Genomic DNA, 12,753 nt, shown 5'->3' on the forward strand with positions numbered 1-12,753 from the left:
GACCGACATCACCCCACGACCAGCACCCCCAGCATCCCGCCAACCAACGCCACAAGACAAGAGAAGCAACCACCCCATGCTTTCCCACCCCCACGACGGGCCGCGCCAGCGGCCACGAGTCACTGATACGAAAGTCTCGCGACATGACCCAGACTTTCCCGCCCCACGGCGCGGCAGCGCCCCTGAAAGGCCGCCGTCAGTAGGCCCCGAGAAGGCTGCCCCACGACTGCGAGAGACCGGGCTCGCTGATGCGCTGCGGAACGCCCCAGGGGTTGGCGTCCTGCAGCGGCGGCGGCAGCAGCTCTTGCGGGGCGCTCTGGTACGCCACCCCGCGCAAGAAGCGGCCGATCGCGGTCACCCCGACGCTGGTGGCATCGGTTGTCGTGGCGGGGAAGGGTCCGCCGTGCTGCATCGCAGAGGTCACCGAGACTCCGGTCGGCCATCCCGCGAACAGCACGCGCCCGCTGGTCTCGGTCAGCGCGTTCACCAGTTCGACGACGTCGGCCGCCTCGTCGGGTGTCGAGTGCAGCGTCGAGGTGAGGTTGCCCGGGAACAGTTCGCGCTGCACGGCGGGCAGGTCATCGAGCGAGGTATAGCGCACGACGATCGAGAGCGGCCCGAAGCACTCCTCGAGCAGCGCGTCGCGCTGCGCACGGAGATCCGCCAGCGTGATCTCGACGATCGTCGGGGTGGCGTAGCGCTGCCCGACGTCGTCGATGCGCACGCCGCCCTCGGCGAGCACGGTGACGCCGCCGGCCCCGAGTACGGTGCGACGACGCTCCTCGAACGCCCCGCCGATGCCGGGGTTCAGCAACCGGTGCTCCGCGGGCGGCTCGGGCGCGTCACCCAGTTCGGCGCCGGCGGGGACGAACAGAAAGCCCGGCTTGGTGCACAGTTGCCCGGCCGAGCCGGCGACAGAGGCGACGAAACTGCTGAGCAGGTCGGGCTCGGCGGCCACGGCGCCCGCGGTGACGTAGGCCGGGTTGACGCTGCCGAGCTCACCGTAGAACGGAATCGGCTGCGGGCGCGACGCGGCGATGTTCGCGAGGAGGGTGCCCACGTGCGTCGACCCGGTGAAGGCGGCGGCGCGGATGCGGGGGTCTTTCAGCAGTTCGATCCCGGGCTCCTGACCCTCGATCAGCTGAAAGACGCCATCGGGCATGCCGGAGTCTTCGAGTGCGGTCGCGACGATCTCTGCCGTGCGCCGGGACAGCGCGGGGTGACCCGGGTGCGCCTTGACGATCAGCGGGCATCCGGCGGCGAGCGCCGCGGCCGAATCGCCGCCGATGACCGAGAACGCGAACGGAAAGTTCGAGGCCCCGAAGTTGAGCACGGGCCCCACCGGCTCGAGCACGCGACGCACGTCGGGCCGCGGGCCGATGATGTAGTCCGGATCGGCGAGGTCGATGCGAGCGTCCAGATAGGCGCCGTCGACGATGACCTCGGCGAACAGCCGCAACTGGTTCGAGGTGCGCCGCACTTCGCCGGCGAGGCGCGGCGCGGTCAGTCCGGTCTCTGCGATGGCGATCTGGATGAGCTCGTCTGCGTGTGCATCGACGGCATCCGCGATGGCGATGAGAGCGGATGCACGGTCGCCCGGGTCGGTGGCGGCGAAAGGTGCGGAGGCAGCAGCGGCCGAGGCTGCGACGGTGTCGATGGTCATGGTGGTGCTTCTCCGGTTCGCGGTCAGCTTTTCAGTGGCGCTGCGCGCCGTGGGGGCGGGAAAGTCTGGCTCATGTCGCGAGACTCCCGCATTAGAAGACGAAGCCCTCGGGGAAGGGATCGGTCTCGTCGAGCATGTACTGGGCGGTGCCGGTGACCCACGCACGCCCCGTGATGGTGGGGATGATCGCGGGCACGTCGCCGATGGTGGTCTCCGCGACGACGCGGCCGATGAAGGTCGAGCCGATGAAGGACTCGTTGACGAAGTCGGTATCGGCCGCCAGCTCTCCACGGGCGAACAGTTCCGCGACGCGGGCGCTGGTCCCGGTGCCGCACGGCGAGCGGTCGAACCACCCGGGGTAGATCGCCATGGCGTGGCGAGAGTGCACGGCATCCGATCCCGGTGCGATGAACTCCACGTGGTGCACGTGGTTGACGCCGTCGACGGTCGGATGCCGGGGTGGAGCCTGTTCGTTGATGGCGTCCATGATCGTCAGGCCCGCCCGCAGGATGTCGTCTTTCCGGGCACGGTCGAACGGCAGCCCGACGTCGTCGAGATCGACGAGAGCGTAGAAGTTGCCGCCCCACGCGATGGAATAGGGGATCTCGCCGTAGCCGGGTACCTCGATGATCTGATCGAGGCGCTCGACGAAGCTCGGCACGTTCTCGATCGTGACCGATGTCGCGCGGCCGTTCTCGACGGCGACGCGCGCGATCACGAGGCCCGCGGGCACGTCGAGGCGGATCTCGGTCACCGGCTCGGTGACGGCGACCATACCGGTCTCGACCAGTACGGTCGCCGCCCCGATCGTGCCGTGACCGCACATCGGCAAGAAGCCGCTCGCTTCGATGAAGACGATGCCCCAGTCGGCGTCCTCTCGAATCGCCGGCTGCAGAATCACCCCCGACATCGCCGCGTGGCCGCGCGGTTCGTTCATGAGCCAGCGACGGAACCCGTCGAGGTGCTCCATGGCGTACAGGCGCCGCTCATTCATCGTCGCGCCCGGGATGACACCCACGCCGCCGGTGACGACGCGCGTCGGCATCCCTTCGGTGTGCGAGTCGACGGCTGACACTACGCGCCGTGTACGCATGGAATCACCTCTTGTCGTTGCGGGCTGTTACCGTGCGGGGAATCAGCGGGTTGCGAGGGCGGCGAGTGCGCGCTCGGTGTCGGCGCGCACCTGGGCCTCGTTCGCGGCGCTCAGCAGGCCACGGGGCGGGCGGGTCGGGCCACCGTAGGAGTTGCCGCAGATGTCCATCGAGAGCTTGATGGCCTGAACGAACTCGGTCTTGGTGTCCCAGCGGAAGACGGCGACGAGGTACTGGTAGAGGTCACGGGCCTTGTGCCACTCACCGGCGACCATCAGGTTGTAGAGCTCAACGGCTTCTTTCGGGAAGGCGTTGGGGTAACCGGCGAACCAGCCCACCGCGCCGTCGACCATCATCTCGAAGAGGTGGTCGTCGGCACCGGCGATGACGTCGATGTCGGTCTTCTCCTTGATCTCGAACACGCGGCGCACGTCGCAGGAGAACTCCTTGACGGCGACGACCTCGGGGATCTCGGCCAGCCGCGCGATCAGGTCGGGCGTGAGGTCGACCTTCGTGTCGAACGGGTTGTTGTACATCATGATCGGCAGGCCCGCCTTGGCGACCTCGGCGTAGTGGGCGAAGACCTCGTCCTCGTTCGCCTTGTAGATCGTGGGCGGCAGCAGCAGCACGCCGTCGGCACCGTCCTCGGCGGCGTACTCGGCCCACTTGCGTGCCTGGTGGCTGCCGACACCGTGCGCACCGGCGACGACGATGCCGCGTCCGTCGACGGCGTCGACGGCGACCTGAATGACCTTGCGACGCTCGTCATCGGTCAGCGACGAGTACTCGCCGAGCGAACCGTTGGGGCCGACGCCGCGGCATCCGTTGCTTATCAAGAAGTCGATGTGCTCACCGAACTTGTCGTAGTCGACGGCCAGCCCGGCGGGGGCAGACGCGTCCTCCTTGAAGGCGAGGGTGGTCGCGACGACGACGCCGCCGAGATCCATGGTCTTGTCAGTCATTCCGGGCTCCTATCCGTTGCTAGTAATATATCACATATTAGTCAGTTCGCCGAGACGAACCGGGCTGAGAACGGGTCGCTTGTGGAACGCACCATCGACGTCGCCGCCCGCGGCCGCGACGATGTGCTCGACGGCGATGCCGCACGTGCGGCCCTGACACGGTCCGAGGCCGGCGCGGGTCGCGAGTTTGAAGGCGCGCGGCGCCGCGCTGGCGTGGTCGGTCAGCGTCCGCGTCGTCACGGCCTCGCAGCGGCAGACGACAGTGTCGTCGGTGAGCCAGTGCGTCCATCCGGGCTGGATGCCGTGTGCCACGCGCAGCCGTCGCGCGAAGTAGTCCCACTTCGCCCGCTGCGCGACGAGTCGCCTGATGCGTGCGTCGGTCGTGGGCACACCGGCTGCCACGAAGCCGGCGAGCGCGCCCTCGGTCTGTGCCGCGTCGGCGCCGCCGATGCCGGTCAGTTCGCCGGCCGCGTACACGCCCGGAACCGTCGTCCGCTGTCCTTGGTCGACGCGCACGAAGCGGCCGCCGCGATCGCCGACGATGTCGCAGCCGATCATGATCGCCGCCTCGAGGCGCGGCGTGAAGCCGTGCCCGAGGGCGACGGAGTCGCACTCGATCGCCTGCTCGGTGCCGGCGATGGGCGCCCAGGTCGCGTCGAGCTTCGCCACGACGACGCCGGTCACGCGGTCGTCGCCGAGGATGCGCACGACCCCCGTGCCGGGGTGGTAGCCGGTGCGTGAGCGCAGCATCCCGGTGACGTATTCGAGGAACTCGCCGGCCTTGCCCGCGAGTTGCCAGGGCTTCGGTGCCCAGCCGGTTGCCAGCGACCGGATGCCGGATGCCTCGTAGACTCCGACGACCTCGGCGCCGGCGAGGGTCAGTGATTGGGCGACCGGCAGTAGGAACGGCCCCGCCCCGGCGACCACCGTACGCTTTCCGACGGTGACGCCGTCGCGCTTGGCGAGAGCCTGTGCGGCGCCCGCCGTCGTCACGCCCGGCAGCGTCGAACCGGGAATCGGCAGCGCCAGGTCGTGCGCGCCGGTGGCGATGATGAGCCGGTCGGCCGTGACGGTGAGGCCAGTGCGGTCGGTGCCGTCCTGTTCGCCGGTCACGGCGTGAACCGTGATCGTGGACTCATCGCGCTCGATGTGCCACACGTTGGCGCCCGAGTGCACCGTGGCTTTCGACACCGTGGCTTTCGACGGTGTGGCATTCGACGCCGCCGCATTCGACACCGCGGTAGTGAGCCGGTCGAAAGCGCCGAGCTCGTGCTGCATCTTCGGATTGGTGATGCCGGGGGCGTGGCGCCAGAACTGGCCGCCGAGGCGCGTGCCCTCATCGAGCAGGGTGACGCGCGCACCCGCGCTCAGCGCGGCTTCCGCTGCGGCAAGGCCCGCGGGGCCGCCGCCGATGATCGCAATGTGGGTCATGAGCGTACCTCGATCGTGAGCTCGTCGCCGTTGCAGGCCGTGCGCTGGCAGGCACGGACGTTCTCGGTGCCATTGACGGTGATGACGCAGTCGAAGCACACCCCGATGCCGCAGAACACCCCGCGGCCCCCGGTCTGCGCGTCGCGCCAGCTGGTCTCGCCGGCGCCGAGCAGAACCCCCGCGATGGTCTGACCCTGCCTCCCCTCGACGGGCTCGCCGTTGAGGGTCACGGTGACGCGATCAGTCATGATTCACTCCAGCTTTTTCGTGGCGCTGCCGCGCCATGGGGCGAGACGTTCTGGCTCATGTCGCGGGACTTTCGAGTGAGAGGCTTGGACGAGCGGGTGAGAACGGCGCGGCATCCACCCGGGTGGGGGTGCCGAGTACCGCGTGCGCGACGAGTTCGGCAGTGATCGGCGCGAGGCCGATGCCGGCACCCTCGTGGCCGCTGGCGTGAAACAGCCCGGGCACGCGCGGGTCTTCGCCGATGATCGGCAGGTGGTCGGGGGCGTAGGGACGGAAGCCGAAGTACGTGCGTAGGAGCATCGTGTCGGCCAAGAAGGGAAAGAGCTTCGTCGCCTTCGCCGCGATCTCGCGCACGGGAGCGAGGCCGGGGGAGTCGTCGAACCCGACGCGCTCGCGGCTCGAGCCGATCAGCACCGTGCCGCCGGGGGTCGATTCCACCACCGTCGACGTCTGCAGTGCCGCATCCGCCGAGCCCACGGCTCCGACGTAGTCGGCGTCGTAGACCTTGTGGAAGACGCGCTGCGGCATCGGGGTGGTCACCAGGATCACGCCGCGACGCGGCCGGATGTCGAGGCTCGAGCCCAGTCGCGCAGCCAGCTCGCCCGACCATGGGCCGCAGCAGTTGACCACGGCATCCGCCGGCACGTCGCCCGTCGTCGTCTGCACGCCGACGATGCGCCCGTCACCGCCGAGCCTTGCGCCCGTGACCTCTGCGACGCGAAGGCGGGCACCGGCGCGCACCGCCGCGGCGAACAGCGCCTGGGTGGCGTTCGACGGCTGCACCTGCGCGTCGTCGGGGTACGAGTACCCCACCGCGACCTCGCGGGTGAGGTGCGGCTCGCTCTCGTACAGGTCGTCGGTGCTGAGCTTTTCGGATCGGATGCCGAGGGCAGCCTGTTTGACGGTGAGGTCCGCCAGGGCGTCCGCGCCGCCGGCGAAGCTGACGACGATGCCGCCTTTCGGTTCGTACTCGGTGTGGGGGGTGCCGGCATCCCGCTCGTCATCGAGCTGCGCTGCCAGCTCGCGCCACATCCGGGTCGAGACGATCGCGAGGTCCGCCTCGGGACCGGGAACCTTGTCGCTCACCAGCAGGTTGCCTTCGCACCGACTCGAGGTCTCTCCGGCGACGCCGACGCGGTCGATCAGCTCGACCTCGGCGCCGTGCAGCGCGAGTTCGCGTGCGCACGCCGCCCCGACGATGCCGCCACCGACCACGACGACCCGCATCAGCGCGTACCGGTCCAGAGGAGCGGGGACGACACGCTGCGCCGAACGGTCTGGATCATCGAGAGTCCTCCAGGGGTGTGGGCGACTGGTATGCTGTGTGACATATTACTGCACTCACGACTGATGAGTTGACTGCTTGGCCGGGTTGCGTCGCAAGGTACAGTGTGACATATTACCCCCACGCCAGCATACGACCTCAGGTCCTCCTGCTGCCGCATAGGCTGCGACCTTGAGCGACTTCTCGCCAAGTACGCAAGTAGTTGCGTAGTATGCGAGTATGACCAAGACGGTGCCGATGAGTAGGTTCATCCAGAGTTACAACCAGCATCTGTCCGACGCCGAGCGGACGGGCGACACCATCGTGCTCCAGCAGCGGGCCGGCAGGCCGGCTTGGGTGCTGGAGACCGAGGACCGTGCTCGCGATGCACAGGCTGCGACGGACTTCCTCTCGGCTGCGCTCAGCGCCGTCGTGCGTGACGCTGCGCTGGCTGAGCGGTTCTCCGCCGAGCTTGTGTCCACACTGCCCTGGGTTGCTTTTCTCCCGGAGGATGACCGCCGGGCCTTCGCCGCTGAGGCGGCCGAGACGCTCCGTGCCTGTGCGTCGATCGGGCGGTACACAGCGTTCGCGACGTTGATCGAGGACTGGCGCAATACCGCGGAGATCTGGTCCGACCCGGAGCTTGCCCGATCCCTCAGCACTCCTGTGGACGAGCCCGTCGACCTGCCGGTGGACGCCGCTTGATGGCACGCGCCAAGCGCGGGCAGCAGGTTCCGCCGCCGCCGTCGGGCGACGAGTGGGAGTTGCGCTACGGCACCAAGGAATCGCTGGACTTCCCGGAACTCGAGAAACAGTTCCCGGGCAACTGTGCCGAGGCGAAGGAGCGGCTGCGCACGGCTCCCACCGAGCGCACCGACGTGCAGAAACCCCTCAAAGGACGGCTCGGTACTCGCGTATTCCGCGGGGTGCAGCTCGAACAGTGGCAGTACGACATCTCCTCTGGGGCGAGGCTCTGGTACTGCGTGGACCACGATGCTCATGTCGTCTGGTTGACCAACGCCGCGGCGGGGCACCCCAGCGCGACGGCGTCGAGAGGCCGGCGCGCGCCTCGAAACCGATGAACTCGCCACCCGCGACGAGCGTGTCTCACGCAACGAAGACGAGCGTGTCTCACACAAAGAACAGGGGGAGCGCCGGGGTCGTCCATACCCACCGCGAGCGCGCAGATGCGCGACGTCGAGCAGCAAAGATTGAGCGAAGAAGCGCAGGTCCGATGATCGGCTATTGCGATACGGCCTCATCGCTGAGGCCGCTCCAGACGCCGGCGATGTGGCCGATGTGCTGCCGCATGAGGGCTTCCGCGCCTTCTCCGTCGCCCGCGACCAGCAGTCGTACCAACTCGCGATGCTCCCGTGCGCTCTCGATGAGAGTGCCGGCGTCGGCGGAGCGGACGATCCCCGTCAGCCGGGTGCGCTGTCGGAGGTCTCGCACGACGCCGACGAGGTAGGGATTTCCGGTGAGTTCCAGAATCGTGAGGTGGAACGTGGTGTCGGCCTCGAGATAGTCCTGGAAGCGACGCTGCTCAGCAGTGATCTCGATCTGGGCTGCGAGCGCATCAAGATGTTGTGCGACCTCTGCCGGTACGTGACCAGCGACTTCGCGCATGGCGGGAGCCTCGAGCAGCATGCGTACCGTGCCGATGTGGCGCAACTCGTCGAGCGTGACACTCGTGACGCGGAACCCGCGGTTGCGGATGGGAGCGAGAAAGCCCCGCCGCTGCAGGTTCAGCATCGCCTCACGCATGGGAGTCGCGCTGACCCCGTACTCGGCGGCGAGCCGCGGCACGGTGAGCACTTCACCCGCGGGGATCTCGCCGACAACAATGCGTGACGCCAACGCGCGCTCCACTTGTTCTCGAAGGCTCTCGGCGGTGGTGATGATCGTGTCTTGACCCATGCTGTGTAACACAGTACTACCCACGGCCGGTGTGATCGGGCAGCGCATCACTAGCCGCAGTGACGCGTGTTCCGGGCGTCCCGCGAGCGGCGGCCGCCCTGTGAGCCCGAGGCGAGTCGAATCGCCGAGACGAAACGGGCCTCCACCAAACTCGACGCCTGACAACCTCTACGTCTGACGCGCGTTTCCCGCGGTAGAGTGCCGAGCATGCGCGGTCTGCTGTGGTGTGTCGCGGTGGCGGCTGCCGCGGTCTGGTATCGCCAGTGGCACGTGGAGTGGGGAGCTACCTCCGAGGAAAGCGCGGCGACGTTGCCCGGGGACGACGTACCCGTCTCCCGGGTTCGGAATGCGAGCGACCCGCTCGATCACCATCGATGCACCCTCGGCTGATGTCTGGCCCTGGTTGGTGCAGTTGGGCACCGGAAAGGCCGGCTGGTACTCCTACGACGCACTCGACAACCTCGGTCGCGCCAGCGCCACTGAGGTGTTGGACGAGTGGCAGCACGTGACGCCGGGTGACCCCGCCGCACCGATGAATCCCTTCGCCCCGGTCTCATCCTCACCCTGGAAGGTCGAGCTGGCCGATCCGCCTCGGGCACTGTTGTGGCACAACCGCGATGCCGGCACCTGGGTGTGGGTGCTTCGCCCGCAACCGGATGGCCGCACTCGCTTGATCTCCCGCATCCGAATCTCCTACGCCTCGGCCAGCGGTCTCGCCTTCGCGCCGATCCTCGAGCTGGCCGACTTCCCGATGTACCGGCGAATGCTGCTCGGCGTCAAGCAGCGCGCCGAGGCCCGCAGCGGCCAGCTCCCGGCCTAGCGCACGACTCTATGCTGTCCAGCCAGCAGCGAGTGCGCCCACCGTCACCATCCCGTTCGACAGCGAGTGCAGCGCCATCGGCCACAACACGCTGCGGGTGCGTTGATACACCACGCCTTGAAGAGCGCCGAGCACAAATGTGGTCGCCAACTGAGCCGGATCCAAATGGAGGGCGAGCGGCGCCAGGCTGAACCCGACGTGCCCGGCCGCGAACAGGATCGCGGCGACCGCGGACTCGACGGTGAGCGACCATCGACCCCGCCCCACTAACTTCCGGGGCCGGAGGGCTGCCAGCAGGGTGATCGGCAGGGCGCGGAAGAGCAGTTCCTCGCAGGGCCCGGTGAGCAACACCTGGAAGCCGAGCACCCCAAGTTGCAAGCCGGGGTCGGACGGCAGCGACACCCGGGTGTGGCCGGTCGCAGACATGACAAGGTGGAAGACGAGCAAGTACGCACCCCAGGCGAGCGCGAATACGCCGAGCACCGCCCACCCTGCCCGCGCATCACCCACACGCAGCCCGAAGTCGAGGCCCCACCGGCTGGCGAGCAGCCAGACCAGTGACACCGTCAGCGCCGCTTGGACGAGGTGATGCACCGAGAGCTGCACGAACCAGCCGTCGTCGACGGGCGGCACGCGGGCCGCCACCAGTCCACCTGCCTGGCTGAACGCCAACTGCGTCACCAGCAGAAGCAACACCACGGCGCCGTACACCCGCCAGGAGGGTGAGCCCACGATGATGGCTGGGGGCCACGGCCCATCAGCGGCAGGCCGGCTTGCATCCATCATCGCTCCGATCACAGCATCAGGCCGAGTTGCGAACGACGATCTGCCCGACCAGCCTCAACGAGGAGGCGGCGATGCCCGCCGACAACCCCGGCCGATGACTGGAGGCTTCCAAGACACGACCGATGCCACGACTCAACACAAGGGTGGACGGATCGGGAAGGTCTTGCCACACTCGCCGATCGGTGAAAACCCTAATGGGGCGCGGCAAGGACGGCACCCTGATCTCCTCGCGAACCAGTCCCATGCGGTCCTTCCCGACGTCGGGGGCCGGCGGCGCATGCAACTGAGTAAGGCTGTCACACCTCTCAACGAAGACCAGGAATCGCAACTCGGTCGAGACCGCATAGACGGTGATCTGGTCAGCGTGCTGGCGGCACGATGCGGTGGGCTTCATGGTCGCCTTCATCGTCGGAACAGCGATGCGCGATGCGGGAGTCTCGTGGCGAGTGATCCTCGGATCGAGCACCATCATCGCGGTCGCCCTGTTCCTCGCTCGACTCGGGCTGCCGGAGTCCCCGAGCTGGCTCATCAGCAAGGGGCGGCGTGACGAGGCCCTCTACATCGCGCGTCGATACATCGACTCGAGCGAGTTGCACGACAGCATCACCACGGAGATCGACCTGCGGATGCTGCGAGAAGCAGAAGCGCGCGAAGCGCAGCGTGAGGCGCCGACCCCGTCGTTCAAGGACCTCTTCTCGTCGCGCTATTGGCGGGTGACGCTGTTCACGGCGGGCTTCTGGTTCTGCGCGGTGTCGCCGTATTTCGCGCTTGCCACGTTTGCTGATGAGGTTCTCGCTCCGTACGGAATCAACTCGGGCGGCATCGGGATGTCGGCGCTTGCTGCCGCGGGTGTGATCACGACGGTGCTGCTGGTCGACAAGCTCGGACGACGCGTTCTTACGGTTCCCACGCAGTGGTTGTGCGCGGTGTTCCTGCTGATCATCGGTGTGTGGGCCGGTGCGCCGGTCATCGTCGTGATGGCATTGTTCTTCGCGTTCTCGTTCTTCAACGCGGGATACAACACGCTCACCAGCATCTATCCGGCCGAGTTGTTCCCGAGCGAGTTGCGTGGGGTCGGGAAGGGCTTCGCCGCCGCGGTGAGCCGCGTCGGTGCCGCGTTGGCGACATTCGCGCTGCCGTGGTCTATGACCGACCTGGGGGAGAGCGTCTCGCTGATCATCGCTGCAGGCGTCGCATTCGCGGGCGCGGCGCTGTCGCAGTGGCTGGCGCCGGAGACGAAGGGCAAGTCGTTGGCAGAGACGGCGGCGGGATACTCGCACTGAGCCAGACGAGTACCCGGCTCACCCGGATGGCGCCCTCTCCTCGGCTATCAGCGCATGCCCGGAGCGCGCCCGCTCCGCGCCCGCCCCGCGCCGAGACTGCGTCCTGCCGCCGAAACTGCGCGTGGCACTCGCAGTCTGGGCGCGCCAACGCAGTCTCGCCGAGGGGAAGGTCGCCCGCGCGAAAGCGCGCATCTTCGACGAGGTGACGACGACGAGCTGCGGCGCACGCCTCGTCGTTCTGGAGGCTGTGCTTCGATAGGAGAGTTGCCAATCACCAGTAAGGAGCGGCGCAGTGACAACGTACGGCTTCGTCGGCGTGGGATCGATCGCTTCGGCGATGGTCGAGGGTCTCTGCGACGGCGTTGCAGACGCCCCGCCGGTTGTTCTCTCGCCGCGCAGCGAAGCCCGCTCGCGTGAACTCGCCGGGCGTCTGCCCACGGTCAGCGTTGCGGCATCGAATCAGGAGGTCGTTGAGCGCAGCGACATCGTGATCGTCGCTGTGCTCCCGCAGCAAGCAGCTCACGTGCTCGGCGATCTGGAGTTTCGACCAGGACAGGTGGTCATCAGCGTCATGGCTGGCGTCGGCCTGGAGATGATCGTGGATGCGGTCGAGCCCGCGACCGAGGTTGCTCGCTCGATACCTCTGCCGGCGGTTGCGGGACGCAGAGGCGAAACGCCGATCTTCCCTTCGACGAACGCGGCGCGGCAACTCTTCAGCCGGCTCGGCGGCTACGCCGAACTGCCGAGTGAACGTGCGTTCGAAGCCGTGGCGGCGGCGTCGGCCACGGTGGCGGCTCATCTCTGGTATCTCGACAGCATCAAGGCGTGGCTCTGCGCCGAGGGCATCGACCCGCAGTTCGCGGCGCGATATGTCGCCACAACCTTTGTTGATGTCGCAGGTGAGATCAACCCGTCCCGAGTCGACTTCCGCGCGCTTGCTTCGAACCACGCCACCGCGGGCGGTTTGAACGAGCAGTTCTCCCAGCACTTGGCGCAAGCCGGGGCGTACGAAGCCGTAGCCGAAGGGCTCGATGGGCTCCTGCGACGGCTGACCGCCATAGGGTAAGGAAAATGGGCGAGCAACTCATGGACAATCGGCGCCGCAACGCGGCCGGCCGCTGATTGCAAGATCAGGTCTAGTAGTACTTGGTTAGGTCTTGTTAACTGTCTTGGGGACTGTTAACCTCGCGGCGTGCGGGTAGATGAGATCGAGCGGGTGCGGGCGGGGTTGGACGAGTTCGTGGGCGAGGTGTTCGCGTCGCTGGGGCGGAAGGATCAGCGGGCCAAGGG

15 protein-coding genes are annotated in these 12,753 nt (G+C 67.8%); 6 read left to right on the top strand and 9 right to left on the bottom strand.

The genetic code is table 11. The features are described 5' to 3' along the window. Positions 1 to 196: 196 nt before the first annotated feature. The 6 genes from WBP48_RS15155 to WBP48_RS15180 are packed head-to-tail and all read right to left on the bottom strand — an operon-like array spanning position 197 to position 6,620. Entirely contained in the window at positions 197 to 1,783 is a 1,587-nt protein-coding gene (locus tag WBP48_RS15155; protein ID WP_424441599.1) for an aldehyde dehydrogenase (NADP(+)), read from the bottom strand. After that, positions 1,755 to 2,756 carry a proline racemase family protein gene (locus WBP48_RS15160; protein ID WP_424441585.1) on the bottom strand — a complete coding sequence of 334 codons (1,002 nt, stop codon included), beginning with the start codon at positions 2,754 to 2,756 and terminating at the stop codon, positions 1,755 to 1,757. Before WBP48_RS15160 ends, WBP48_RS15155 begins: the two co-directional genes overlap by 29 nt. Positions 2,757 to 2,798: 42 nt before the next feature. Next, positions 2,799 to 3,716 (bottom strand): dihydrodipicolinate synthase family protein, encoded by a 918-nt coding sequence (locus tag WBP48_RS15165; protein WP_424441586.1) that lies wholly within the window; start codon positions 3,714 to 3,716, stop codon positions 2,799 to 2,801. A 30-nt stretch (positions 3,717 to 3,746) separates the two neighbouring features. After that, complete coding sequence (locus WBP48_RS15170) at positions 3,747 to 5,147, bottom strand: FAD-dependent oxidoreductase (RefSeq protein WP_424441587.1); 1,401 nt, start codon at positions 5,145 to 5,147, stop codon at positions 3,747 to 3,749. Then, positions 5,144 to 5,395: a (2Fe-2S)-binding protein gene (locus WBP48_RS15175; RefSeq protein ID WP_424441588.1), complete on the bottom strand. Its 252-nt coding sequence runs from the start codon at positions 5,393 to 5,395 to the stop codon at positions 5,144 to 5,146. The genes WBP48_RS15170 and WBP48_RS15175 overlap by 4 nt, the downstream gene beginning before the upstream one ends. A gap of 55 nt (positions 5,396 to 5,450) precedes the next feature. Continuing rightward, a complete protein-coding gene (locus tag WBP48_RS15180) occupies positions 5,451 to 6,620 on the bottom strand; it encodes an NAD(P)/FAD-dependent oxidoreductase (RefSeq protein ID WP_424441589.1) in 1,170 nt (389 codons plus the stop codon). A 277-nt stretch (positions 6,621 to 6,897) separates the two neighbouring features. On the opposite strand from WBP48_RS15180, the gene WBP48_RS15185 reads away from it, so the two are divergent. Both WBP48_RS15185 and WBP48_RS15190 read left to right on the top strand, forming a co-directional pair. Further along, the gene (locus WBP48_RS15185; RefSeq protein ID WP_424441590.1) at positions 6,898 to 7,362 is read left to right on the top strand and encodes a hypothetical protein; all 465 of its coding nucleotides are present in this window, start codon (positions 6,898 to 6,900) and stop codon (positions 7,360 to 7,362) included. Beyond that, positions 7,362 to 7,739, top strand: a complete 378-nt coding sequence (locus WBP48_RS15190; RefSeq protein ID WP_424441591.1) for a hypothetical protein — start codon at positions 7,362 to 7,364, stop codon at positions 7,737 to 7,739. The genes WBP48_RS15185 and WBP48_RS15190 overlap by 1 nt, the downstream gene beginning before the upstream one ends. Positions 7,740 to 7,899: 160 nt before the next feature. On the opposite strand, the gene WBP48_RS15195 is transcribed toward WBP48_RS15190, so the two are convergent. Continuing rightward, complete coding sequence (locus WBP48_RS15195) at positions 7,900 to 8,574, bottom strand: GntR family transcriptional regulator (RefSeq protein ID WP_424441592.1); 675 nt, start codon at positions 8,572 to 8,574, stop codon at positions 7,900 to 7,902. A 346-nt stretch (positions 8,575 to 8,920) separates the two neighbouring features. Here WBP48_RS15195 and WBP48_RS15200 point away from each other — a divergent pair, with 346 nt between their 5' ends. Further along, complete coding sequence (locus WBP48_RS15200) at positions 8,921 to 9,394, top strand: SRPBCC family protein (RefSeq protein ID WP_424441593.1); 474 nt, start codon at positions 8,921 to 8,923, stop codon at positions 9,392 to 9,394. 9 nt (positions 9,395 to 9,403) lie between these two features. Here the strand turns inward: WBP48_RS15200 and WBP48_RS15205 are convergent, their stop codons facing one another. Beyond that, positions 9,404 to 10,180: a lysostaphin resistance A-like protein gene (locus tag WBP48_RS15205; protein ID WP_424441594.1), complete on the bottom strand. Its 777-nt coding sequence runs from the start codon at positions 10,178 to 10,180 to the stop codon at positions 9,404 to 9,406. 16 nt (positions 10,181 to 10,196) lie between these two features. Next, a complete protein-coding gene (locus tag WBP48_RS15210) occupies positions 10,197 to 10,574 on the bottom strand; it encodes a hypothetical protein (protein ID WP_424441595.1) in 378 nt (125 codons plus the stop codon). On the opposite strand from WBP48_RS15210, the gene WBP48_RS15215 reads away from it, so the two are divergent. The 3 genes from WBP48_RS15215 (at position 10,573) to WBP48_RS15225 (ending at position 12,529) form a co-directional block, all read left to right on the top strand. Next, positions 10,573 to 11,463, top strand: a complete 891-nt coding sequence (locus WBP48_RS15215; RefSeq protein WP_424441596.1) for an MFS transporter — start codon at positions 10,573 to 10,575, stop codon at positions 11,461 to 11,463. The two genes, WBP48_RS15210 and WBP48_RS15215, sit on opposite strands and share 2 nt — an antisense overlap. A 121-nt stretch (positions 11,464 to 11,584) precedes the next feature. Then, positions 11,585 to 11,722: a hypothetical protein gene (locus WBP48_RS15220; protein ID WP_424441597.1), complete on the top strand. Its 138-nt coding sequence runs from the start codon at positions 11,585 to 11,587 to the stop codon at positions 11,720 to 11,722. A gap of 33 nt (positions 11,723 to 11,755) precedes the next feature. Further along, positions 11,756 to 12,529: an NAD(P)-binding domain-containing protein gene (locus tag WBP48_RS15225; protein ID WP_424441598.1), complete on the top strand. Its 774-nt coding sequence runs from the start codon at positions 11,756 to 11,758 to the stop codon at positions 12,527 to 12,529. The last annotated feature ends 224 nt before the right edge of the window (positions 12,530 to 12,753 follow it).

Source organism: Microbacterium sp. (genome assembly GCF_049661145.1).
Taxonomy (GTDB): Bacteria; Actinomycetota; Actinomycetes; order Actinomycetales; family Microbacteriaceae; genus Microbacterium.

Excerpts from the sequence above, each read along its gene's own strand:
- WBP48_RS15170 (WP_424441587.1), bottom strand. The coding sequence starts at position 5,147 with ATGACCCACATTGCGATCATCGGCGGCGGCCCCGCGGGCCTTGCCGCA.
- WBP48_RS15185 (WP_424441590.1), top strand. The coding sequence starts at position 6,898 with ATGACCAAGACGGTGCCGATGAGTAGGTTCATCCAGAGTTACAACCAG.
- WBP48_RS15165 (WP_424441586.1), bottom strand. The coding sequence starts at position 3,716 with ATGACTGACAAGACCATGGATCTCGGCGGCGTCGTCGTCGCGACCACC.
- WBP48_RS15175 (WP_424441588.1), bottom strand. The coding sequence starts at position 5,395 with ATGACTGATCGCGTCACCGTGACCCTCAACGGCGAGCCCGTCGAGGGG.
- WBP48_RS15180 (WP_424441589.1), bottom strand. The coding sequence starts at position 6,620 with ATGCGGGTCGTCGTGGTCGGTGGCGGCATCGTCGGGGCGGCGTGCGCA.
- WBP48_RS15200 (WP_424441593.1), top strand. The coding sequence starts at position 8,921 with ATGCGAGCGACCCGCTCGATCACCATCGATGCACCCTCGGCTGATGTC.
- WBP48_RS15210 (WP_424441595.1), bottom strand. The coding sequence starts at position 10,574 with ATGAAGCCCACCGCATCGTGCCGCCAGCACGCTGACCAGATCACCGTC.
- WBP48_RS15195 (WP_424441592.1), bottom strand. The coding sequence starts at position 8,574 with ATGGGTCAAGACACGATCATCACCACCGCCGAGAGCCTTCGAGAACAA.
- WBP48_RS15205 (WP_424441594.1), bottom strand. The coding sequence starts at position 10,180 with ATGATGGATGCAAGCCGGCCTGCCGCTGATGGGCCGTGGCCCCCAGCC.
- WBP48_RS15160 (WP_424441585.1), bottom strand. The coding sequence starts at position 2,756 with ATGCGTACACGGCGCGTAGTGTCAGCCGTCGACTCGCACACCGAAGGG.
- WBP48_RS15190 (WP_424441591.1), top strand. The coding sequence starts at position 7,362 with ATGGCACGCGCCAAGCGCGGGCAGCAGGTTCCGCCGCCGCCGTCGGGC.
- WBP48_RS15215 (WP_424441596.1), top strand. The coding sequence starts at position 10,573 with ATGGTCGCCTTCATCGTCGGAACAGCGATGCGCGATGCGGGAGTCTCG.